Source organism: Streptomyces sp. NPDC050422 (assembly GCF_044458665.1).
Classification (GTDB): Bacteria; Actinomycetota; Actinomycetes; order Streptomycetales; family Streptomycetaceae; genus Streptomyces.
This window is the reverse complement of record NZ_JBITIE010000021.1, coordinates 35,964-56,766: the sequence shown is the minus strand read 5'-3', so window position 1 is coordinate 56,766 and position 20,803 is coordinate 35,964. Positions and strand designations below refer to the sequence as shown.

The following is a 20,803-nucleotide window of genomic DNA, read 5'->3' as shown; positions in this document are numbered from 1 at the left end:
ACCGGCGAGGGCGTTACGGTGACGGCTCCCCGGGCGGCCCGTCGGGTGTCTCCGGGGCGTCCGGGCGGCCCTTGCGCAGCTCGCCCAGGATGCCGAAGGCGGCCGCGCACAGCGGGACCGCGAGCAGCATCCCGAGGATTCCCGCCACGCTCGCGCCCGCCGTCAGCGCGATCAGGATCATGGCGGGGTGCATCTGGACCGTCCGGCTCTGGATCATCGGCTGGAGGACGTGCCCCTCCAGCACCTGGACGGCGAGGACGACTCCGAGCGCCCAGAGCGCGATCACCACCCCCCGGTCCGCGAGTGCGACCAGGACCGCGACGGCTCCGGAGATGAAGGCACCGAGGTAGGGGATGTAGGCGCCGACCAGGACCAGCGCGCCGAGCCCCACCGCACCGGGCACGCCCAGGATCAGCAGACCGATCGTGATGCAGACCGCGTCGATCAGGGCGATGAGCGTCGTCCCGCGCATGAAGCCCTCGACGGCCTCGAAGGCCCGCCTGCCCATCGCCTCCACCAGGTCACCGGTGCCGCGCGGGGCGATGGAGTGCGCGAGTCTCACGGCCCGGTCGGAGTCGCGCAGGAAGAAGAAGGTCAGCAGCAGGGCGAGGACACCGGTGGCGACGAGGGAGCCGATCAGGCTGATTCCGGTGAGGAGCCCGCCCGCGGCGCTGGCGCCGAACTTCTCCACCAGGGTCTTCGCGTTGGCCGCGAGGTCGTCGACGTTCGTGCCGCCCTCGATCCCGAAGTGATCGATGACCCACTGCCCGGCGTCCTTCAGCGACTGGACGATCTGGGAGCCCGTGTCGACGAGCGCGGTGACGACGATGTAGCCCGCGCCGCCCACGACGGCGACGAGCAGGGCACAGGTGAATCCGGCGGCCACGGAGCGGTTCACCCCGTGGGCGGTCATGCGGCGGTGGACCGGACCGAGCAGCGCCGTACCCAGCAGCGCGAGCAGGACCGGCGTGACCGCCGTCTTGAGAGTGCCGCACAGCCAGACGCCGACGGCGGCGACGCCGGCGACCAGCAGGACGACCCCGCACCAGGCGGCGGTCCGCCGGGCGGCATCGGGCAGGAGGGGCTTCGGGGTCTGCACCCTCCCACCCGACCACGCCGCGGGGGCCGTGTCCCGCCCGTGCCGCCGTATGAGCGAGGCACCGTCATACGGCGGCTGCGGTACTCACATTCCGTGGACGGCGGGCACGGTGCCGAGGCGGCCGGCCTGGAAGTCCTCGAAGGCCTGCTTGAGTTCGGCCTGGCTGTTCATCACGAACGGCCCGTAGTGCGCCATCGGCTCCCGGATGGGACGGCCGCCGAGCAGCACGACCTCCAGGTCCGGGGTGTTCCCGTCCTGCTGCTCGTCCGCACGGACGGTCAGCGAGGAACCGGCGCCGAAGACGGCGGTCTGGCCCATGTGGACGGGGCGGCGCTCCTCACCGACGGTGCCGCGGCCGGCGAGCACGTACGCGAGGCCGTTGAAGTCCTCGCGCCACGGCAGCGTCACCTCGGCGCCGGGGCGCACGGTGGCGTGGATCATCGTGATGGGGGTGTGGGTGATGCCCGGGCCCTCGTGGCCGTCGAGCTCGCCCGCGATCACCCGGAGCAGCGCGCCGCCGTCGGGGGAGGCGAGCAGCTGGACCTGGCCGCCACGGATGTCCTGGTAGCGCGGGGCCATCATCTTGTCGGCCTTGGGCAGGTTCACCCAGAGCTGGAGGCCGTGGAACAGGCCGCCCGACATGACGAGGGACTCCGGCGGCGCCTCGATGTGGAGCAGCCCGGCTCCGGCGGTCATCCACTGGGTGTCGCCGTTCTGGATGGTGCCGCCGCCCCCGTTGGAGTCCTGGTGGACGAAGGTGCCGTCGATCAGGTAGGTCACGGTCTCGAAGCCGCGGTGGGGGTGCCACGGAGTGCCCTTGGGCTCTCCTGCCGCGTACTCCACCTCGCCCATCTGATCCATCATGATGAACGGGTCGAGGTGCTTGTAGTTGATCCCCGCGAAGGCGCGGCGGACCGGGAAGCCCTCGCCCTCGAACCCGCTCGGCGCCGTGGTCACGGCGAGCACGGGACGGGCCGCGGCGTCGCCGGCGGCGGCGACCTTGGGCAGGGTCAGCGGGTTTTCGACGGTCACTGCGGGCATGAGAGCCACCTCCGGGGGACTGTTCTGGAACCAATTTAGTTGAATGGTGAACATCCTGCAAGGCGTCATCCATTCCCGCGCCGGCAGAGCAGCAGAAAGGGGCCCGTACCGCCGAGCGGTACGGGCCCCTCTCCGAAGGCCTGCGGTCAGCCGTACATGCGGCGCATCGCGAAGTCGACCATCTGCTCCACGGCCTTGGCGTCGAAGACCATGCGGTGCTCGCCCTCCATGTCCAGGACGAAGCCGTAGCCCGTCGGCAGCAGGTCGATCACCTCGGCGCCGGTGATCACGAAGTACTTGGACTCCTTGCCCGCGTACAGCCTCAGCTCCTTGAGCGTGGTGAACATCGGGATCACGGGCTGCTGGGTGTTGTGCAGCGCGAGAAATCCCGGATTGTCGCCGCGCGGGCAGTAGACCTTCGACGTCGCGAAGATCTGCTGGAAGTCCTCGGCGGACAGCGAGCCGGTCGTGAAGGCCCGTACCGCGTCGCCCAGCGAGGGCGGCGAGGGTTCGGGATACAGCGGCTGCTCGCCGTAGCCGCCACCCATCGGCTGCTGTGCGCCCTGGTTCTGGTCGTAGCCGTACATGAGGCAAAGAGTAATCGGACACATCCGACCCTTGAGGGGTTGCGTCTTATTACCGACGGGTAGCATCATCGTAGGGGTCAGCTGATACGTCCGGGCCACCCCTCCACGGGGCGCTGCGCGCCACTGCTATTGATTACGGAGCCTTCCCATGGGGCACTACAAGTCGAATCTCCGCGACATCGAGTTCAACCTCTTCGAGGTACTCGGGCGCGACAAGCTGTACGGCACCGGACCGTTCGCGGAGATGGACGTCGAGACCGCGAAGAGCATCCTCGACGAGGTCACCCGCCTCGCGGAGAACGAGCTCGCCGACTCCTACGCCGACGCCGACCGCAACCCGCCGGTCTTCGACCCGGAGACCAACACCGCACCGGTCCCGGACAGCTTCAAGAAGTCGTACCAGGCCTTCATGGACTCCGAGTACTGGCGGCTCGGCCTGCCCGAGGAGATCGGCGGCACCACCTCGCCCCGCTCCCTGATCTGGGGTTACGCGGAGCTGCTGCTCGGCGCCAACCCGGCCGTGTGGATGTACTCCTCCGGCCCGGCGTTCGCCGGCATCCTCTTCGACGAGGGCAACGACGCACAGAAGAAGATCGCCGAGATCGCCGTCGAGAAGCAGTGGGGCTCGACGATGGTGCTGACCGAGCCGGACGCCGGCTCCGACGTCGGCGCGGGCCGCACGAAGGCCGTCGAGCAGGAGGACGGCTCCTGGCACATCGAGGGCGTGAAGCGCTTCATCACCTCGGGCGAGCACGACATGTCCGAGAACATCATTCACTACGTGCTGGCCCGCCCCGAGGGCGCCGGACCCGGCACCAAGGGCCTCTCGCTCTTCATGGTCCCGAAGTTCCACTTCGACTGGACCACCGGCGAACTGGCCGAGCGCAACGGCGTGTACGCGACGAACGTCGAGCACAAGATGGGCCTCAAGGCGTCCAACACGTGCGAGATGACGTTCGGCGACCAGCACCCCGCCAAGGGCTGGCTGATCGGTGACAAGCACGACGGCATCCGCCAGATGTTCCGCATCATCGAGTTCGCCCGCATGATGGTCGGCACGAAGGCCATCGCCGCGCTCTCCACGGGCTACCTCAACGCGCTGGAGTACGCCAAGGAGCGCGTCCAGGGCACCGACCTGTCGCAGTTCATGGACAAGACGGCCCCCAAGGTCACCATCACGCACCACCCCGACGTGCGCCGCTCGCTCATGACGCAGAAGGCGTACGCCGAGGGCATGCGCTCCCTCGTGCTGTACACCGCCTCCGTCCAGGACGCGATCCAGGAGAAGGAGGCCGCGGGCGAGGACGCGAAGGCGCTGAACGGCCTCAACGACCTGCTGCTCCCGATCGTGAAGGGCTACGGCTCGGAGAAGTCGTACGAGCAGCTGGCGCAGTCGCTCCAGACGTTCGGTGGCTCCGGGTACCTCCAGGAGTACCCGATCGAGCAGTACATCCGTGACGCCAAGATCGACACGCTGTACGAGGGCACGACGGCCATCCAGGGCCAGGACTTCTTCTTCCGGAAGATCGTCCGCGACCAGGGCGCCTCGCTCAACACGCTCTCCGAGGAGATCAAGAAGTTCCTCGCGGGCGCCCAGGGCAACGAGGAGCTGTCCGGCGCGCTGGACCACCTCGCGAAGGCGGCCGTGGACCTGGAGGCGATCGTCGGCACGATGATCACCGACCTCACCGCGACCGGCGAGGACGTCAAGAACATCTACAAGGTCGGCCTCAACTCGACCCGCCTGCTGCTGGCTTCCGGCGATGTCGTCGTCGGTTACCTGCTGCTCAGGGGCGCGGCCGTGGCCGCCGAGAAGCTGCGAGACGCTTCCCCGAAGGACGTCGCCTTCTACCAGGGCAAGATCGCCGCCGCGAAGTTCTTCGCCGCGAACGTCCTGCCGGGCGTCGGCGCCGAGCGCGCGCTCGCCGAGGCCGTCGACAACTCCCTGATGGAGCTGGACGAGGCCGCGTTCTGAGGCTTCGCCCGTAGAGATCCTCACCACAGCACCGCCACCCGGACCTGTTGCCGGGTGGCGGTGCTGTGTGGCGCCCTCTCTATGATCGAACCTGGGCCCGGGAGGGCCGAGTTGTGGAGTTGCCGAGGGGGAGGGTAAACAACTGTTCCTATTTCTTTCAGTGGATATGCGGTGTTCTCTGTGAATATCGTGGTGCTGTGAAGCTTTCGGAGTGGGCGGCGCGTAACGGTGTGCATTACCAGACTGCGTGGACGTGGGCGAAGGAGGGCCGGATGCCGGTCCCGGTCGTTCAGACGCCGTCGGGTACGTGGCTGGTGACGGAGCCCGTAGTGGAGTCGGCGGGCCGGGTGGTGGTGTATTGCCGTGTGTCGTCGGGTGATCAGAAGGCGGACCTGGACCGGCAGGTGGCGCGGACGGTGCAGGGTGCGACTGCCCGAGGTTGCGCGGTCTCCGAGGTGGTGACGGAGATCGGATCCGGTCTGGATGGGCGCCGCCGTAAGCTGCACGGGCTTCTGGCCGATCCGGGGGTGGGGACGATCGTGGTCGAGCATCGGGACCGCCTCGCCCGGTTCGGAGTCGAGCACCTCGAAGCGGCCTTCTCGGCCTCGGGGCGGTGTCTGCTGGTCCTTGATCCGGTGGAGACCGCCGATGACTTGGTGGGGGACGTCACCGAGGTCCTCACCTCGATGTGCGCCCGTCTGTACGGCCGGCGCTCGGCGAAGAACCGGGCCGCCCGGGCGGTCGCGGCCGCCACCGCCCCACAGGACATGGCCGGATGAAGAAATTCACGCCGCAGCCGGGCTTCACCGTGTCCGCTTGCAGGCTGGCCCTGGATCCGAACGCCACGGCCATGCGTCGTCTTCATTCGCATGCGGGTGCTGCACGGGCCGCGTACAACTGGGCCATCGCGCATGTCACCGCGGTGTGGTGGCAGCGCAAAGCCGAAGCCTCGTACGGCATTCCCGAGGATGAGCTGACTGCGTGGCGGTCATGGTCGCTGCCCTCGCTGCGGAAGGCGTTCAACGAGTCCAAGCGGGCCGATCCGCGGTTCGCAGGGTGGTGGGAGGAGAACTCCAAGGAGGCCTACAACAACACCGGCCTCGCGAACGCGTCGGCCGCCTTCGACAACTACGCCAAGTCCAAGAACGGCAAGCGCAAGGGTGCGCGGGTGGGTGTTCCGCGTTTCAAGTCGAAGCGAAAGGCCCGTCTGACGTGCCGGTTCACGACCGGCACGATCCGTATCGAGCCCGGCGGCAGGCATGCCACCCTGCCCAGGATCGGCACGGTCCGCCTCCACGAGAACCGCCCCGACCTGCGCGCCCGTGTCGACACAGGGCACCCTGCGGATCCTGTCCGCGACGGTACGTCTGGACCGGGGACGCTGGTTCGTCGCCTTCCAGGTCGAGGAACAACAACCTCTGCTGAGGGTCGCCCGCCCGGATGCTGCGGTCGGGATCGACCTGGGCATCAAAACCCTGGCGGTCCTCGCCGACAGCGACGGCACCGTGGCGCAGGAACCCAACCCGCGCCACCTCGACCACGCACAGAAGCAACTGCGCCGCACCAGTCGTGTCGTCTCACGCCGTCGGGGACCCGACCGGCGTACCGGGCAGCAGTCTTCGCGTCGGTGGGAGAAGGCGAACCGGGCCCGGAACAAGGTGCATCACCGGGTCGCGAACCTGCGCGAGGACACCCTTCACAAGCTGACCACCCGCCTCACCGCCGAGTACGGCACCATCGTGGTCGAGGACCTCAACGTCGCCGGGATGGGCCGCAACCGGCGGCTTTCCCGCCGGGTCGCGGACGCCGCGTTCGGTGAGATCCGCCGCCAGTTGACGTACAAGACCCGCCGGCACGGCACCCGCCTGATTGTGGCCGACCGGTGGTTTCCCTCCTCGAAGACGTGCTCACGCTGTGGTGCGGTGAAAGCCAAACTGCCCCTGAGCGTGCGCGTCTTCGCATGCGACACCTGCGGGCTCGTCCTGGACCGGGACGAGAACGCGGGACACAACCTGCTCGCCCTCGCGACCCGCAACACCAGCACCATCCGCAGTACAGGTACCGGAGTGGTCGGAGACCTGGACCCCACCGCGGTGGGGTCGAAGCCCCGTGGAGCCGACCGCAAGACCCGCACCACCCGCCCACGCCCCACGGCGTGTGCGGGGCGGGCAGGTGGCACAATCCCCAGCCCCCGGGCCGGGACAGAAACGGGAGACCGTCAACAGGACACCAGGACACAACTCGCGCTCTGGTGAAACCGTTACGGACCATTCCGGCAGAAACGCCGGGATTGCTGAGATCTACTGATGATTAAAGCAACGGTGACACGTGAGCGGTCTGCGTAAGCGGTGGTGCGTACGGAGCGGGGCGGCCGGGGTGGTCGCACTGCTGCTGGCCGGCTGCGGGGGTCCGGAATCCGGTTCCGCCGAGGACGCCAAGGCTGCCTGGATCGACCAGAGCCGGATGCGGACGGTACTGCCCGACGCACAGGCCATGCCCGGCTGGAAGACGACCGCGGCCCTGTCGACCGCGCCGATGTCGGACCGGATGAGGAAGAAGCTCATCTGCCCGAATGCTACCCAGACGGGCTGTGAACGGGCCCGGTTCCTCGGCTCCGTCAGCTTCCGGCGCGACGACGACCGGGCCGAGGCCCGGTTCTGGCTGGTCACCTACCAGAACGAGCGGGACGCCGACCTCGCGTACGACATCCTGTGGAAGGACACCTGGGGCAAGAACGGCACCGAGAACGTCGACATCGGCACGGTGGGCGCGGAGCGCGGTGCCACCGGGGGCACCGCCCGCCGGAACACGGACGGGTTCACCGCCCAGGTCCGCGTCGGCACCGTGATCCTCTGGGTCGGCAGTTCCGCCGCGACGGGCACGGCCGACAAGGACTTCGCCAAGGACGTCACGGCGATGTTCGCCGAACGGGCCCAGCAGGCGCAGAACGACGAGAAGCCGTCCTCGCGCTGCCCGGACAATAGCTGTGCGGCGAGCGGGGGACGACGGTGAATCCTCCCGGCCGGGTCTGGTTACAGTGAAGAACATGAGTTCCTCCCTCCGGTTCGACCGCGGCCACACCGACGATCTGATGGCCTTCCTGATGTCCGCCCCCTCGCCGTACCACGCCGTGGCGAGCGCCGCGGCGAGGCTGGAGAAGGCCGGTTTCCGGCAGGTCGAGGAGACCGCGGCCTGGGACGGGACCACCGGCGGGAAGTACGTCCTGCGCGGCGGCGCGATCGTGGCCTGGTACGTGCCGGAGGGCGCCGGGGCGCACACCCCGTTCCGGATCGTCGGAGCACACACCGACTCCCCGAACCTGCGGGTGAAGCCGCTTCCCGACAGCGGTGCGTACGGCTGGCGGCAGATCGCCGTGGAGATCTACGGCGGCACGCTCCTCAACACCTGGCTGGACCGCGACCTCGGCCTCGCGGGCCGCATCTCGCTGCGCGACGGCACGCACCGGCTCGTCAACATCGACCGGCCGCTCCTGCGCGTCCCGCAGCTGGCCGTGCACCTGGACCGGTCGGCCAACACCGACGGGCTCAAGCTCGACCGCCAGAAGCACATGCAGCCCATCTGGGGGCTCGGCGACGTCGAGGAGGGCGACCTCCTCCGTTTCGTCGCCGAGGAGGCGGGCGTCGACGCCGAGGACATCGCCGGCTGGGACCTGATGCCGCACCCGGTCGAGGCACCGTCCTACCTGGGCCGCGACCGTGAGCTGGTGGCCGGTCCCCGCATGGACAACCTCCTCTCGGTGCACGCGGCGACCGCGGCGCTCGCCGCCGTCGCCGGGCAGCCCGACGCCGAGATCCCGTACATCCCGGTGCTGGCCGCCTTCGACCACGAGGAGAACGGCTCGCAGTCCGACACCGGCGCGGACGGACCGCTGCTGGGCACGGTCCTGGAGCGCTCGGTGTTCGCCCGCGGCGGTACGTACGAGGACCGTGCGCGCGCCTTCGCCGGCACCGTCTGCCTCTCCTCGGACACCGGTCACGCGATCCACCCGAACTACGCGGAGCGGCACGACCCGACGCACCACCCGGTCGTCAACGGCGGACCGATTCTCAAGATCAACGTCAACATGCGGTACGCGACCGACGGCAGCGGCCGGGCCGTGTTCGCCGCGGCGTGCGAGAAGGCGGGCGTGCCGTGGCAGACGTTCGTCTCCAACAACTCCATGCCGTGCGGCACGACGATCGGCCCGATCACCGCCGCCCGGCACGGCATCCAGACGGTCGACATCGGCGTGGCCATCCTGTCCATGCACAGCGCCCGTGAACTGTGCGGCGCCGACGACCCGTACCTCCTGGCGAACGCGCTGGCCTCGTTCCTGGCCGGCTGACACGAAGGCCCTGACGGCCCCCTGCCCGTGCGACGGAACCCGTCCCACGGGCAGGGGGCCGCTGTCATTCCGCGACGGTCCTGAACCGGCGCCGGTACTCGGTCGGTGTCGTGTCGAGCCTGCGCCGGAACGCCCTGACCAGGGTGTCGACGGTGCCGAACCCACAGGTGGACGCGATCCGCTCGAGGGTGGCGTCGGTGGATTCCAGCTGGTGGCGTGCCCGCTCGACGCGGACCGACTCGATGTACGCGTGGGGCGTCGTACCCAGTTCGGTCTTGAAGATGCGGGTGAGCTGCCGGTCGCCGATGTGGCCGTACTCGGCAAGGTCGGCGACGGTGAGCGGTTCGCCAGCATTGCGCATGATGTAGTGCCGCAGGTCCTCGATGCGCCGGGTCGGGGAGGCCTGTTCCAGCGGAACGCTGAACTGACTCTGCCCGCTCGGCCGCTTCAGGTACATCACGAGCTGCCGGGCGATCCGCAGCGCGAGGGCCTCACCCAGATCGTCGGCGACGAGGGCGAGCGACAGGTCGAGGCAGGCGCTGATCCCCGCACCGGTCCACACGTCCCCCTCGCGGATGAAGATCGGATCGGCGTCGACCTCGACCAGCGGGTGGTCCGCGGCGAGCTGCCGCGCTGTCGACCAGTGTGTGGTGGCCCGCTTGCCGTCGAGGAGCCCGGCGGCGGCGAGAAGGTGCGCGCCGACGCAGACGGACGCGACCCTGCGCGTGCGCCCGGCGAGCTGTTCCACCCGGCGCACCACGGCCGGGTCGGTGAGCGGGTGCACGCGCCCCCGGCCGTCGACCTCCACGGCACCCGGTACGAGGAGGGTGTCGATGCTCCTCGCCGCGAGGTCGTCGAAGGTGAGGTCGGGGAGGATCCGGACGCCGGCGGCGGTGGTGACCGGGTCCGTCGTCTCGGCGGCGAGCACCACCTCGTAACCCGCCGCCTCCTCCGTCTCGCGGCGTGCGAGGGAGAACACCTCGGGCGGTCCGGTGACGTCGAGCAGGTCGACGCCGGGGAAGAGGACGATGACGATCAGTCGTTCGACGGTACTCACGGGCTCACGGACCTCCTGCCCCGACGTACGGCTGCCGTCATGTCGGTTTCTGCATGTTAGACGACATTGCCGACACACCGGGGTCGGTCGTAGCGTCGTCAGCGCGGTCCACCGCACCGGTGGGCACCGCCCTCCCCGACCCGGAACCCGAGGTGCCCCAGGCATGCCCCGAACAACGCTGCGCCGGCTCAACGGCCTCGACGACACCCCCGCGAAGCTCGCCGACTCGACCCTGGTCCTCATCGACTACCAGAACACGTACACGACCGGCGTGATGGAGCTGGACGGCTGGCAGTCCGCGCTCGACGCCGGCGCCCGTCTCCTGGCACGCGCCCGCGAGGCGGGCGCCGCGGTCATCCACGTCATCAACGACGGCGGCGAAGGCACCCCGTACGACATCCGGGCCGAGATCGGCCGGATCCACCCGAGCGTCGCCCCGGCCGACGGCGAGACCGTCGTCGTCAAGCAGGCACCGGACTCCTTCGTCGGCACCGACCTGGGCGAGCACGTCGACGCCGCGGGCAGGAACGACCTCGTCCTCGCCGGGTTCATGACCCACATGTGCGTCGCGTTCACCGCCCAGGGCGCCTTCCTGCGCGGCAACCGGCCCACCGTCGTGGCCGATGCCTGCGCCACCCGTCCGCTGCCGGTCGCCGGAACCGAACTGGATGCCTCCCAGGTGCACCACGCCGCCCTCGCCACCATCGCCGACCTGTACGGGGTCGTCGTCCCGACGCAGGAGTCCCTGAGCCGGGCCGTGTCCCAGGCGCGTGTTTCAGCAGCATGCTCGTCGGCGGGCCGGGTACACGAGCCGTGAACGGTCCGGAGCTTCCGGGCCTGAAGGAGGCGGAACTCATGGGACTCGGAGGATGCATCATCCTCATCGGTGCGGGGGCGATCCTCGCCTTCGCCACCGACTGGCACATGGACACCGTCAACGTCGGCATGGTCGGCTGGATCATGATGGTCGTCGGCGTCATCGGCGTCTTCGTCTACGCGAGCGTGATGCGCCGGCGCCGTATGGTCGTACCGCCCACCACGGTGATGTCCGAGGACGAACGCCGGCTGTGACCCGGACGGGCGCGCCCCGCCCACCGGGCGCACCCCTTCGCCGGTACCTCGCAATCCCCGATATTCTGGGCACTTGTCCGTGACCCGGCACCGGGCGCGTCACACCCGGAAACAGGGGAGCCGCTCGTGGAGTTCCGGTTGCTCGGCACGGTCTGCGTCGACACCATGACCGGGCCGCTGCCGCTCGGCCCCGCCAAACGCCGCAGCCTGCTCGCCGCTCTGCTGCTGAGCGCCAACACACCTGTCTCCATGGCCCGGTTGACCGACTGCCTCTGGGACGACGCCCCTCCCCTGCACGCTCGCACGGTCATCCAGGGCCATGTCTCCCGGCTGCGCGCCCTGCTGGTGGGCGCGGACGCGGAGGCGTACGGGGTCGAACTGGCCACGCTCGGCGACGCGTATGTGCTGCGGGCGCCGGAGACCCTGCTGGACTCCCAGCGGTTCGAGGAACTGCTGATGCTGGCCCGGGAGCAGCGCAGTCCGGCCGACGCGGTGCTCATGCTGAAGGAGGCCCTGTCGCTGTGGCAAGGGCCCGCACTCACCGGTACGTACGCGAGCGCGCCGCTCCAGGCGGCCGCCCACGCACTGGAGGAGTCCCGGCTGACGACGGTCGAGCAGCTGGCCCGGTCCTACGCCGGGCTGGGGGAGTACCACCGGGCGGCGGCGGTCCTGCGGGCCGAGGCCGTCGCGCATCCGATGCGGGAGTCGCTGGCCGCGGCCCTGATGACGGCGCTGTACCGGTCGGGGCGTCAGTCCGAGGCGCTGGACTGGTTCCACCGCACCCGGCGGCTGCTCGCCGACGAGTTGGGCATCGATCCGGGGCGCGAGCTGGCCGACGCGTACGCGCAGATCCTGCGCGGCGATCCGGACCCGGCGGACGCCGGGCGCGGCAGCACGCCCCGGGCCGGGGGGAGGCCGGAATCCGTTCCGTCGTCCGTGGCCCACCGCAGGCCCGGCACGGGCGACGAGGTCGGCGCCGCCCCGTCGTCCGTGGCCCACCGCAGGCCCGGCTCGGGCGACGGGGCCGGCGCCGCCCCGCTGCCCCACCAGGCCGGTGGCACCACGACCGCCCCGGCCCGCTCCCCGCGCCTGCTGCCCCCGCCGCACCCGAGCGTCGCTCCGCACCCCGTCGATCTGCTGCCCCGCGCCCCTCGCGGCTTCCACGGGCGGGGCGTGGAGCTCACCGCGCTCTCCCGGGCCGCGGCGGGCGAGGCTCCCGTCTGTCTGGTCACCGGTCCGGCCGGGGTGGGCAAGACCGCGCTGGCCCTGCACTGGGCGCGCCGGTCCCCCGCGGCCTTCCCGGACGGGCGGCTCTTCGCCGACCTGCGCGGGTTCTCCGACACCGGTGAGCCGACACCCCTCGAAGTCCTGCGCGAGTTCCTGCTCGCGCTCGGCGTCGCGCCCCGCCGGGTCCCGGAGTCCGTCGCCGGCGCGGCGGCACTGTTCCGCTCGCTGACCGACCGGCTCAGCGTGCTCGTCGTCCTCGACAACGTCCGGGACTCCGCCCAGGTCAGGCAGTTGCTGCCGGGTGGCACGGACTGCGTCACGCTGATCACCAGCAGGCACCGGCTGGAGGGGCTCATCGCCTCGGACGCCGCCGTGCCGGTCCCGCTGGACGTGCTGGAACCGCCGGACGGCACCGCACTCCTGGCCGGGGTGCTGGGCGAGGAACGGGTCACCGCCGAACCGGTGGCGGCCCGGCGGCTCGCCGAGCTGTGCGGCGGACTGCCCCTCGCCCTGCGGGTCACGGCGGCCCGGCTGGCGGGGCGACCGCAGTGGACGCTCGCCGGCATGGCCGACGAACTGGCCGACGAGCGCAGTCGGCTGACGTATCTGGCCGTGGAGGACACGGGGGTCTCCGCCTCGCTCCGGCTGACCCTGCAGCAGCTGCCGCCGGACGCCGTCCACCACTTCACCCGGCTCGGCCACCACCCGGGCAGCCACTTCGACCCGTACACGGCAGCCGCCCTCGCCGGCACCGACCCGGTCGTCGCAGCGGCCGCGCTGGAGCGGCTCGCCGCCGCCCATCTGGTCACCGAGGCCGGCCCCGGGCACTGGATACTGCACGATCTGGTGCGGCTCTACGCCCGCGGACTCGACCCCGGGGCCGGAGCCGACGCGCTCACCGGCGTGCTCGACCACTACATCGCCACCGCGCTGGCCGCCGCGGACACGGCCGAACCCGGTGGGGAGCCCTGCTTCGTGCTGCCGGAGGGCTTCCACCGGCCCGCCGCCGTCCGGGACTTCACCGACCGGGCCGTGGCGATGGACTGGCTCGCGACCGAGCGCGAGGACCTCGCGCTGGCCGCCGCGGCCGCCCGCACCGCCGGACTGGACGACCGGGCCTGGCGGATCATCCTGCTCCAGTGGCCGCACGTGGTGTGGCGGGCGCGGGACGGCTGGGCCCCGATGCTGGAACTGGCCCTGGCCGCGGCGCTCGCGCGCCGCGATCCGTACGCCGAGTCCCGGGTGCGCAACCTGCTGGGCTGGGTGCTGTCGGAGGAGGGCAGGACCGCCGAGGCGGTGGCCCTCCTTGAGCCTTCGCCCGGTCTCGCCCGGCAGGCCGGGGACCGGCTCGGTGAGGCGACGGCGCTGATCAACCTGGCGATCGTCCAGGCCGAACAGGGCGGTCTCGACGTGGCGATGGAGGGCTGCGGCCGGGCCCTGGAGCTGGCCAGGAAGGAACCCGACGCGCACACGGAGATGCTCGCCCTGCAGCACCTCGCCCGCATGCAGCTCACCGCGGGACGCCCGCAGGACGCCCTGGACTCCACCCGCGCTGCCTTCGAGCTGGGCCCCGAGCACGAGGAGGCGGCCCGCCGGGTGCTGCTGACGACCGTCAGCGGCGAGGCGCAGCTCGCCCTCGGCGCGGAGGACGAGGGGGTCCTGCTGCTGGACGTGGCGGCCACGGAGGCCGAGCGCGCCGGGTACGACGTGGGCGCGGTGCGCGCCCTGGAGGCACTGCTGCGGGTGGCCGCGACGCCGGAGTACGTGCGGCGGTACGAGGAAGCGGCCCGGCGGCTAGCCGACAGCGGGTGAGAGCGGGCCGGGACGGGCGGCGGTGACGCTTCCCGCCGTCCCGCCCGGCTTCGCCTTCTCAGCCCTGCTCGTCCATGCCGGCCAGCACCAGCGGCAGGCGCGAGACCCCGTCGGCGGTCACGCTGACGGGGACGCCCCAGTCCTGCTGGTGGACGTGGCAGGCCGGGTACTCGTTGGCCGGGTCGTCGTCGCAGGACGCGGCCATCGCGGAGACGTGCAGGACGCCCTCGGTGACGCCGTCGGCGAGGACCAGGTCGCGGAAGAGGTCGGTGCCCGCCCCGTCGCCCCCGGCCAGCAGCTCCGGCGGGGTCGCGGAGACCAGCAGCCGGGTCGAGGGGCCGTAGCGGGTGTCCAGTTTCTGACCGGCCGGCGCCTGGAAGACGACGTCGAGCCGGAGCGTGCCGGGGGCGATCCCCGTCGCCGCGCGCTGGGTCCGGTGCGCCTGGTCCGCGACCCGTACCGCCTCTTCGGGCAGCCGCAGCCGGGTCAGCCGGTGCCGGGCCGACTCGACGACCACGAGGTCGCCGTCGACCAGCACGGCGTCGCTGGGCTCGCGCAGATCCGTGGCCAGCGTGGTGACCTCCCCGCTCGCCGGGTCGTAGCGGCGCAGGGCGTGGTTGTACGTGTCGCAGACGGCGACGGACCCGTCCGGCAGCGCGGTGACGCCCAGCGGGTGCTGGAGCAGCGCCTGCGCGGCGGCCCCGTCGCGGTGGCCGAAGTCGAAGAGCCCGGTGCCGACGGCCGTGTGTACGGCGCCCTGACGGTCGACGTAGCGCAGCGCGGACGTCTCCGAGTCGGCGACCCACAGCCGGTCCTCGGTCGCGGCGAGCCCGGACGGCTGGGCGAACCAGGCCTCCGCACCGGGACCGTCGACCAGCCCTTCGTTGGTGGTGCCGGCCGCGACCCGTACGGTGCCGGCCTCGGGGTCGTACGTCCACAACTGGTGCACGCCCGCCATGGCGATCCACAGCCGCCCGTCGAACCAGGCGACGTCCCACGGCGAGGAGAGGTCGGTCTCGTGGCCCGCGCCGCTGGTGGGCGCACCCTGCCACCACTGGCGGCCGGTGCCCGCGAGGGTGGTCGTCCCACCGGTCGTGAGGTCGAGCGCGCGGATCGCGTGGTTGACCGTGTCGGCGACGGCGATCCGCCCGTCGGGCAGCAGCGCCAGCCCCTGCGGCTCGCTGAACCTGACCTCGTCGGGCCCGCCGTCCACGAGCCCCCGCTCGCCGGACCCGAAGTGGCGCCGGACGCTCTCGCCGTCCGCGTCCAGCTCGACCAGCCGGTGGCGGGTGGTGTCGGAGACGAGGAAGCCGCCGTCGGCGAGGAGCAGGGCCTTGCCGGGGAACCGCAGATGCGTGGCCACCGGCTCCGGCGCCACATAGGGCCCGTCGCCGCGGCGCAGCGTGCCCTTCGCCGCGTGCTCGGCCTCCAGCTCCTCCACCAGCTTCTCGATGGCGTGGGCGTGGCCCTCACCGGCGTGCTGGGCGACGACATAGCCCTCGGGGTCCACGACGACGAGCGTCGGCCAGGCACGTACGGCGTACTGCTTCCAGGTGGCGAGCTCGGGGTCGTCGAGCACCGGGTGGTGGACCTCGTACCGCTCAACAGCGTCGACGACGGCCCGGTGCTCCGCCTCGTGGACGAACTTCGGCGAGTGCACGCCGATGATCACCACGGTGTCGCGGTGTTTCTCCTCCAGCTCGCGCAGCTCGTCGAGGACATGCAGGCAGTTCACACAGCAGAACGTCCAGAAGTCCAAGATCACAATGCGCCCCCGCAGGTCAGCGAGGGTGTACTGCCGGTCGCCTGTATTGAGCCAGCCACCCTTGCCGACGAGTTCGGGGGCCCTGACGCGCGCACGTGTTGCCATGGGATCAGTCAACATCACCGTGGCGTCCACGCATTCCACGGAGGGGTCGGGGAACCTGTGAGCCATGAGACTCCTCGTGCGTGAGCGACTGTTCGGCATCGGTGACGACTACTGGATCGAGGACACGGACGGCCGCAAGGTCTTCCTCGTCGACGGCAAGGCCATGCGGGTGCGCGACACCTTCGAGCTGAAGGACGCGCAGGGCCGGATCCTCGTCGAGATCAAGCAGAAGCTGCTCAGCCTGCGCGACACCATGCTCATCGAGCGCGACGGTGAGCAGCTCGCGAAGGTCAAGCGGAAGCGGCTGTCACTGCTGCGCAACCATTACCGGGTGACGCTGGTGGACGGGACCGAGCTCGACGTCAGCGGCAAGATCCTGGACCGCGAGTTCGCGGTGGACTACGACGGGGAGCTGCTGGCCCAGATCTCGCGGCGCCGGCTGACCGTCCGGGACACGTACGGGATCGACATCGTGCGCGACGACGCGGACGCGGGGCTGCTGATCGCGGTGGCGGTGTGCGTGATCGTGCTCGCGGAGAAGGAGCACGAGGACTGAGGGGCGGCGGCCCCTGTTTCACGTGAAACAGGGGCCTGGACCGGCGTTCGGCCAGATGCTGCGTCCGACGTTCGGTGAGACGCCGCATCCGACGTTCGGTGAGACGCCACGTCCGACGTTCGGTTACGCCGGGCCCTTCGGTGGCGCGAGACCCAGCCGGCGGTCCTTGAGCGCGGGGAACTGCTCCCGGGTGGCGGCGACCTTGGCCGGATCGAACTCCACGGTCAGCACCTCCTCGTCCGCGCCCGCCTCGGCGAGCACCTCGCCCCAGGGGTCGACGACGATGCTGTGGCCCGCCTGCGGGATCCCGGCGTGGGTGCCGGCGGAGCCGACGGCCAGGACGTAGGCCTGGTTCTCCACGGCGCGGGCCTGGGCGAGCAGCGTCCAGTGGGCGCGGCGGCGCTCGGGCCAGCCGGCCGCGACGACGAGGGTCTCGGCGCCGGCGTCGACGAGGCCGCGGAACATCTCGGGGAAGCGCAGGTCGTAACAGGTGGCGAGGCCGAGCGTGGTCTGCGGCAGGGCGAGCGTCACCAGTTCGTCGCCGGCGCCCATCATGACCGCCTCGCCCTTGTCGAAGCCGAAGCGGTGGATCTTGCGGTAGGCGGCGGCCCGCTCGCCCTCGGGCGTGAAGACGAGCGTGGTGTTGTAGAGCGTGCCGTCATCGGCCCGCTCGACGAAGGAGCCCGCGTGCAGCCAGACCCCGGCGTCGGCGGCGGCCTTGGCCATCACCTCGTGCGTGGGGCCGTGCAGCGGTTCGGCCTCGGCCTCGAATCGCGTGTAGGCGAAAGCTCCGACCGGCCAGAGCTCGGGCAGGACGACCAGATCCGCGCCCCGTTGGGCCGCGATGAGCGAGGCCGCGCGCCCCCTGCGGGAATGGGCTGATTCGTCCGGGTCTACTGCGATCTGGATGAGAGAGGCGCGCACACTACCACCGTCCTGGCATATGAGCCGTCAACACGGGCCTACGATCGTCACACGAAAGCACTGCCGGGGTGCCTGCTCGCAGCGTAACTTGGACCGACCGAACCTCATTGCAGCTCGCAGCCCGCCATCCGCGCCCAGCTCTCCAGCCCATGCACCGCAGAACCGCACGAGGGGTCCCGTGACCGTCCATCCCAGCCTCCAGACCTACGCCGACGCCTGGACCCACTCCATCGAGTCGATAGCCGAGCTGGTGAGCCCGCTCACCGAGGGGGAGTGGAACGGCCGTACCCCATGCCCCAACTGGTCGGTGCGCGACATCGTGTCGCACGTCATCGGTATGGAGTGCGAGCAGCTCGGCGACCCGCGCCCCATCCACACGCTGCCGCGCGACCTCTTCCATGTGCAGAGCGACTTCGCCCGCTACATGGAGATGCAGGTCGACGTGCGGCGCCACCACACCGCACCGGAGATGACCTCCGAGCTGGAGTACACGATCATCCGGCGGGCCCGTCAGCTGCGCAACGAGACGCGTGACCCGGAGACCATGACACGGGCCCCGCTCGGCGCCGAGCAGACCCTCGAACTGGCGCTGCGGATGCGCGCCTTCGACGTCTGGGTGCACGAGCAGGACCTGCGGACGACGCTGGGCAAGCCCGGCAACCTGGATTCCCCCGGCGCCACGATCGTCCGGGACACCCTGCTGGCGGCGCTGCCCAAGGTGGTCGCGAAGGACGCGGGCGCGCCGCCCAACTCGGCGGTCGTGCTGGATGTGCACGGCCCGGTGGAGTTCCTTCGCACGGTCAGGGTCGACGCGGAGGGCCGCGGTTCGGTGGACGGCGCGCCGTCGCTCGGCCCCGCGGTGACGCTGGCGATGGACTGGGAGACGTACGTGCGCCTCGCCTGCGGGCGGGTGCGGGCGAGTGCGGTGGCGGACCGGGTCAAGGCCGAGGGCGACCAGGACCTGGCCGCGGCCATCCTGCAGAACTTCACCGTCACCCCGTAGCCACGGCAACCGGTGCGCCCGCCTCGCAGAGGGACGGGCGCACCGCCGTTTCCGGAGTCACACGGGCACGTGCACGGCCTCCACGCGGCTGATCACATGGTGCTCCCGCTCCCGGTGCGCGGCCTTCAGCCGCAGCCGCAGGATCTGTACGACGCCGAGCGCCTCCAGGACGAAGACCGAGGCGAACGCGATGCGGTAGTTGTCGCCGGTCGCGTCGAGCAGCACCCCGACGGCGAACAGCGTGGTCATGGAGGCGACGAAGCCGCCCATGTTGACGATGCCCGACGCGGTGCCCTGGCGCTCCGGCGGGTTGGCCGGGCGGGCGAAGTCGAAGCCGATCATCGAGGCGGGTCCACAGGCGCCGAGCACCGCACACAGGGTGATCAGCAGCCACATCGGGGCGTGGTCGCCGGGGTGGAGGATGGCCGACGCCCACAGCAGGGCCGTCATGCCGACCGTCCCCAGCGCGAGCGGAATCCGGGCCGCGTGGTGGCGGGCGATGACCTGCCCGTAGACGAGGCCGACGGCCATGTTGGAGAGCACCACCAGGGTGAGCAGCTCCCCCGCGGTCCCCCGGCTCAGCCCCTGGTCCTCCACCAGGAACGGCATGCCCCACAGCAGCAGGAACACCATGGCCGGGAACTGCGTCGTGAAGTGAACCCACATCCCGAGCCGGGTGCCGGGCTCCCGCCAGGCGGCGGCGATCTGCTTGCGCACGTACGTCGCTCCGGCGTGCTCCGCGGGCGGCGGCTCGAACCCCTCGGGGTGGTCCTTGAGGAAGAGCAGGAGCAGCACCAGCACCACGACTCCGGCCAGCGAGCTGCCGACGAAGGTGGTGGTCCAGCCGAAGCCGTGCAGGGACCGGGCGATGACCAGAGTGGAGACGAGGTTGCCCGCCATGCCGAAGAGTGCGGCGACCTGCCCGATCAGCGGACCGCGCCGGGCCGGGAACCAGCGCGCGCCCAGCCGCAGCACGCTGATGAACGTCATCGCGTCGCCGCAGCCCAGCAGGGCACGGGAGGCCAGCGCGGTGCCGTACGAGGGGGAGAGCGCGAAGCCGAGCTGCCCGAGGGTGAACAGGACGGCTCCGAGCGCGAGGACCTTCTTGGTGCCCAGCCGGTCGACCATCAGGCCGACGGGTATCTGCATGCCCGCGTAGACGAGCAGTTGGAGGATGGAGAAGGTGGAGAGTGCCGAGGCGTTGACGTCGAAGCGGTCGGCGGCGTCGAGTCCGGCGACGCCCAGGCTCGTACGGAAGATGATCGCGACGAAGTAGACGGCGACACCGATGCCCCAGACCCAGGCGGCACGCCGGCCGCCGGGCGGGTCACCGGGCAGGGACAGGGTGGGGGCGGCGGCGGAACTCACCGGTCCTCACCCCGGACCAGCACCTTGACGCGGCTGACGTGGCGGCGCACGACCTGCGCGGCGCCCTCCGCGTCACCGGCCCTGATCGACTCCAGCAGCTCACCGTGCTCGGCGATGTTGGCGGCGATCCTGCCGGGGTGGGCCTCCATGACGGCGACGCCCATCCGCAGCTGACGGTCGCGCAGTTGGTCGTAGAGGCGGGACAGGATCTCGTTGCCCGCGTGGCGGACGATCTCGGCGTGGAAGCAGCGGTCCTTCACGGACACGGCCGCCAGGTCACCGGCCTCCGACAGCTCCCGCTGCTCGCCCAGGAGCTCCTCCAGCCGGGCGATCAGCTTCGCCGACGCGGGAACCGCCTTGCGTACGGCGAACTCCTCGACGAGCAGCCGGGTCTCCACGACGTCGGCGATCTCCTGCGCGGAGACGGCGAGCACGAGGGCACCCTTCTTCGGGTAGAGCTTGATCAGCCCCTCGACCTCCAGCCGCAGCAGCGCCTCGCGCACGGGCGTACGCGAAACCCCCACGGCCTCGGCCAGGCCGCCCTCGGTCAGGAGCGTCCCGCCCTCGTAACGGCGGTCCAGGACCGCGTCCTTGATGTGGGTGTAGACGCGCTCGGCGGCGGGGGGCTGCTTCACGGGCGCGCGGACGGGAGAGGGGGCTGGGGCAGGCATGCACACAGCATAGATACAACAGGCACGCAAGAGTGAACCCTTCCACGATGCGGACACCGCACCTCCGCCCGCGATCCGGAACCCGACCCCCCGGATTTCGTAGGAAATCACCCCCCGAGCACCGCAACCATTCACCGGCCCCATGGGTCTCACCAACGCGCGGCACCCCCATGCAGCCGCATTCCAGGGGCATTTGG

18 protein-coding genes are annotated in these 20,803 nt (G+C 71.0%); 10 read left to right on the top strand and 8 right to left on the bottom strand.

All coding sequences use genetic code 11. The features are described 5' to 3' along the window. Nucleotides 1-13: 13 nt before the first annotated feature. The 3 genes from ACIBJG_RS30110 to ACIBJG_RS30100 form a co-directional block, all read right to left on the bottom strand. Nucleotides 14-1,099, bottom strand: coding sequence for an AI-2E family transporter (locus ACIBJG_RS30110; RefSeq protein WP_399312214.1), 1,086 nt, complete (start codon nucleotides 1,097-1,099; stop codon nucleotides 14-16). An 84-nt stretch (nucleotides 1,100-1,183) separates the two neighbouring features. Next, nucleotides 1,184-2,140 carry a pirin family protein gene (locus ACIBJG_RS30105; protein ID WP_399312212.1) on the bottom strand — a complete coding sequence of 319 codons (957 nt, stop codon included), beginning with the start codon at nucleotides 2,138-2,140 and terminating at the stop codon, nucleotides 1,184-1,186. A 146-nt stretch (nucleotides 2,141-2,286) separates the two neighbouring features. Beyond that, a complete protein-coding gene (locus ACIBJG_RS30100) occupies nucleotides 2,287-2,727 on the bottom strand; it encodes an SseB family protein (RefSeq protein WP_136207169.1) in 441 nt (146 codons plus the stop codon). Between the two features lie 148 nt (nucleotides 2,728-2,875). Here ACIBJG_RS30100 and ACIBJG_RS30095 point away from each other — a divergent pair, with 148 nt between their 5' ends. The 5 genes from ACIBJG_RS30095 to ACIBJG_RS30075 all read left to right on the top strand — a co-directional run bounded on the left by ACIBJG_RS30095 (nucleotide 2,876) and on the right by ACIBJG_RS30075 (nucleotide 9,047). Further along, nucleotides 2,876-4,702 (top strand): acyl-CoA dehydrogenase, encoded by a 1,827-nt coding sequence (locus tag ACIBJG_RS30095; RefSeq protein WP_399312210.1) that lies wholly within the window; start codon nucleotides 2,876-2,878, stop codon nucleotides 4,700-4,702. Between the two features lie 197 nt (nucleotides 4,703-4,899). Beyond that, on the top strand, nucleotides 4,900-5,481 hold the full coding sequence (locus ACIBJG_RS30090; protein WP_399312208.1) for an IS607 family transposase: 582 nt from the start codon (nucleotides 4,900-4,902) through the stop codon (nucleotides 5,479-5,481). A 543-nt stretch (nucleotides 5,482-6,024) separates the two neighbouring features. Further along, complete coding sequence (locus tag ACIBJG_RS30085) at nucleotides 6,025-6,957, top strand: RNA-guided endonuclease TnpB family protein (RefSeq protein WP_399312206.1); 933 nt, start codon at nucleotides 6,025-6,027, stop codon at nucleotides 6,955-6,957. 73 nt (nucleotides 6,958-7,030) lie between these two features. Next, nucleotides 7,031-7,714, top strand: a complete 684-nt coding sequence (locus ACIBJG_RS30080) for a hypothetical protein (protein ID WP_399312205.1) — start codon at nucleotides 7,031-7,033, stop codon at nucleotides 7,712-7,714. Between the two features lie 34 nt (nucleotides 7,715-7,748). After that, nucleotides 7,749-9,047, top strand: a complete 1,299-nt coding sequence (locus ACIBJG_RS30075; protein WP_399312203.1) for a M18 family aminopeptidase — start codon at nucleotides 7,749-7,751, stop codon at nucleotides 9,045-9,047. A 64-nt stretch (nucleotides 9,048-9,111) separates the two neighbouring features. On the opposite strand, the gene ACIBJG_RS30070 is transcribed toward ACIBJG_RS30075, so the two are convergent. Next, nucleotides 9,112-10,104 carry a GlxA family transcriptional regulator gene (locus ACIBJG_RS30070; protein ID WP_399312202.1) on the bottom strand — a complete coding sequence of 331 codons (993 nt, stop codon included), beginning with the start codon at nucleotides 10,102-10,104 and terminating at the stop codon, nucleotides 9,112-9,114. 163 nt (nucleotides 10,105-10,267) lie between these two features. Between ACIBJG_RS30070 and ACIBJG_RS30065 the strand changes: the two genes are divergently transcribed. From ACIBJG_RS30065 to ACIBJG_RS30055, 3 genes are all read left to right on the top strand, one after another. Continuing rightward, entirely contained in the window at nucleotides 10,268-10,921 is a 654-nt protein-coding gene (locus tag ACIBJG_RS30065; RefSeq protein WP_399312200.1) for a cysteine hydrolase family protein, read from the top strand. A 38-nt stretch (nucleotides 10,922-10,959) separates the two neighbouring features. After that, the gene (locus ACIBJG_RS30060; protein WP_399312198.1) at nucleotides 10,960-11,175 is read left to right on the top strand and encodes a DUF6458 family protein; all 216 of its coding nucleotides are present in this window, start codon (nucleotides 10,960-10,962) and stop codon (nucleotides 11,173-11,175) included. A 126-nt stretch (nucleotides 11,176-11,301) separates the two neighbouring features. Beyond that, on the top strand, nucleotides 11,302-14,214 hold the full coding sequence (locus ACIBJG_RS30055) for a BTAD domain-containing putative transcriptional regulator (protein ID WP_399312196.1): 2,913 nt from the start codon (nucleotides 11,302-11,304) through the stop codon (nucleotides 14,212-14,214). A 58-nt stretch (nucleotides 14,215-14,272) separates the two neighbouring features. Here the strand turns inward: ACIBJG_RS30055 and ACIBJG_RS30050 are convergent, their stop codons facing one another. Next, nucleotides 14,273-16,084 (bottom strand): NHL domain-containing thioredoxin family protein, encoded by a 1,812-nt coding sequence (locus ACIBJG_RS30050; protein ID WP_399312194.1) that lies wholly within the window; start codon nucleotides 16,082-16,084, stop codon nucleotides 14,273-14,275. Between the two features lie 64 nt (nucleotides 16,085-16,148). Here ACIBJG_RS30050 and ACIBJG_RS30045 point away from each other — a divergent pair, with 64 nt between their 5' ends. Continuing rightward, a complete protein-coding gene (locus ACIBJG_RS30045; RefSeq protein ID WP_399312193.1) occupies nucleotides 16,149-16,640 on the top strand; it encodes an LURP-one-related/scramblase family protein in 492 nt (163 codons plus the stop codon). Between the two features lie 123 nt (nucleotides 16,641-16,763). Here the strand turns inward: ACIBJG_RS30045 and ACIBJG_RS30040 are convergent, their stop codons facing one another. Next, a complete protein-coding gene (locus ACIBJG_RS30040; protein ID WP_399312191.1) occupies nucleotides 16,764-17,564 on the bottom strand; it encodes a carbon-nitrogen family hydrolase in 801 nt (266 codons plus the stop codon). A gap of 178 nt (nucleotides 17,565-17,742) precedes the next feature. Here ACIBJG_RS30040 and ACIBJG_RS30035 point away from each other — a divergent pair, with 178 nt between their 5' ends. Then, nucleotides 17,743-18,567, top strand: coding sequence for a maleylpyruvate isomerase family mycothiol-dependent enzyme (locus tag ACIBJG_RS30035; protein WP_399312189.1), 825 nt, complete (start codon nucleotides 17,743-17,745; stop codon nucleotides 18,565-18,567). 57 nt (nucleotides 18,568-18,624) lie between these two features. On the opposite strand, the gene ACIBJG_RS30030 is transcribed toward ACIBJG_RS30035, so the two are convergent. Together ACIBJG_RS30030 and ACIBJG_RS30025 are read right to left on the bottom strand one after the other, a co-directional pair. Continuing rightward, nucleotides 18,625-19,935 carry a nitrate/nitrite transporter gene (locus tag ACIBJG_RS30030; protein ID WP_399312187.1) on the bottom strand — a complete coding sequence of 437 codons (1,311 nt, stop codon included), beginning with the start codon at nucleotides 19,933-19,935 and terminating at the stop codon, nucleotides 18,625-18,627. Further along, nucleotides 19,932-20,606 carry a GntR family transcriptional regulator gene (locus ACIBJG_RS30025; protein WP_399312185.1) on the bottom strand — a complete coding sequence of 225 codons (675 nt, stop codon included), beginning with the start codon at nucleotides 20,604-20,606 and terminating at the stop codon, nucleotides 19,932-19,934. Before ACIBJG_RS30025 ends, ACIBJG_RS30030 begins: the two co-directional genes overlap by 4 nt. Nucleotides 20,607-20,803: the final 197 nt, after the last annotated feature.

Coding starts and splice junctions, on each gene's coding strand:
- ACIBJG_RS30105 (WP_399312212.1), bottom strand. CDS start 2,140: ATGCCCGCAGTGACCGTCGAAAACCCGCTGACCCTGCCCAAGGTCGCC.
- ACIBJG_RS30100 (WP_136207169.1), bottom strand. CDS start 2,727: ATGTACGGCTACGACCAGAACCAGGGCGCACAGCAGCCGATGGGTGGC.
- ACIBJG_RS30095 (WP_399312210.1), top strand. CDS start 2,876: ATGGGGCACTACAAGTCGAATCTCCGCGACATCGAGTTCAACCTCTTC.
- ACIBJG_RS30075 (WP_399312203.1), top strand. CDS start 7,749: ATGAGTTCCTCCCTCCGGTTCGACCGCGGCCACACCGACGATCTGATG.
- ACIBJG_RS30065 (WP_399312200.1), top strand. CDS start 10,268: ATGCCCCGAACAACGCTGCGCCGGCTCAACGGCCTCGACGACACCCCC.
- ACIBJG_RS30060 (WP_399312198.1), top strand. CDS start 10,960: ATGGGACTCGGAGGATGCATCATCCTCATCGGTGCGGGGGCGATCCTC.
- ACIBJG_RS30050 (WP_399312194.1), bottom strand. CDS start 16,084: ATGGCAACACGTGCGCGCGTCAGGGCCCCCGAACTCGTCGGCAAGGGT.
- ACIBJG_RS30045 (WP_399312193.1), top strand. CDS start 16,149: ATGAGACTCCTCGTGCGTGAGCGACTGTTCGGCATCGGTGACGACTAC.
- ACIBJG_RS30025 (WP_399312185.1), bottom strand. CDS start 20,606: ATGCCTGCCCCAGCCCCCTCTCCCGTCCGCGCGCCCGTGAAGCAGCCC.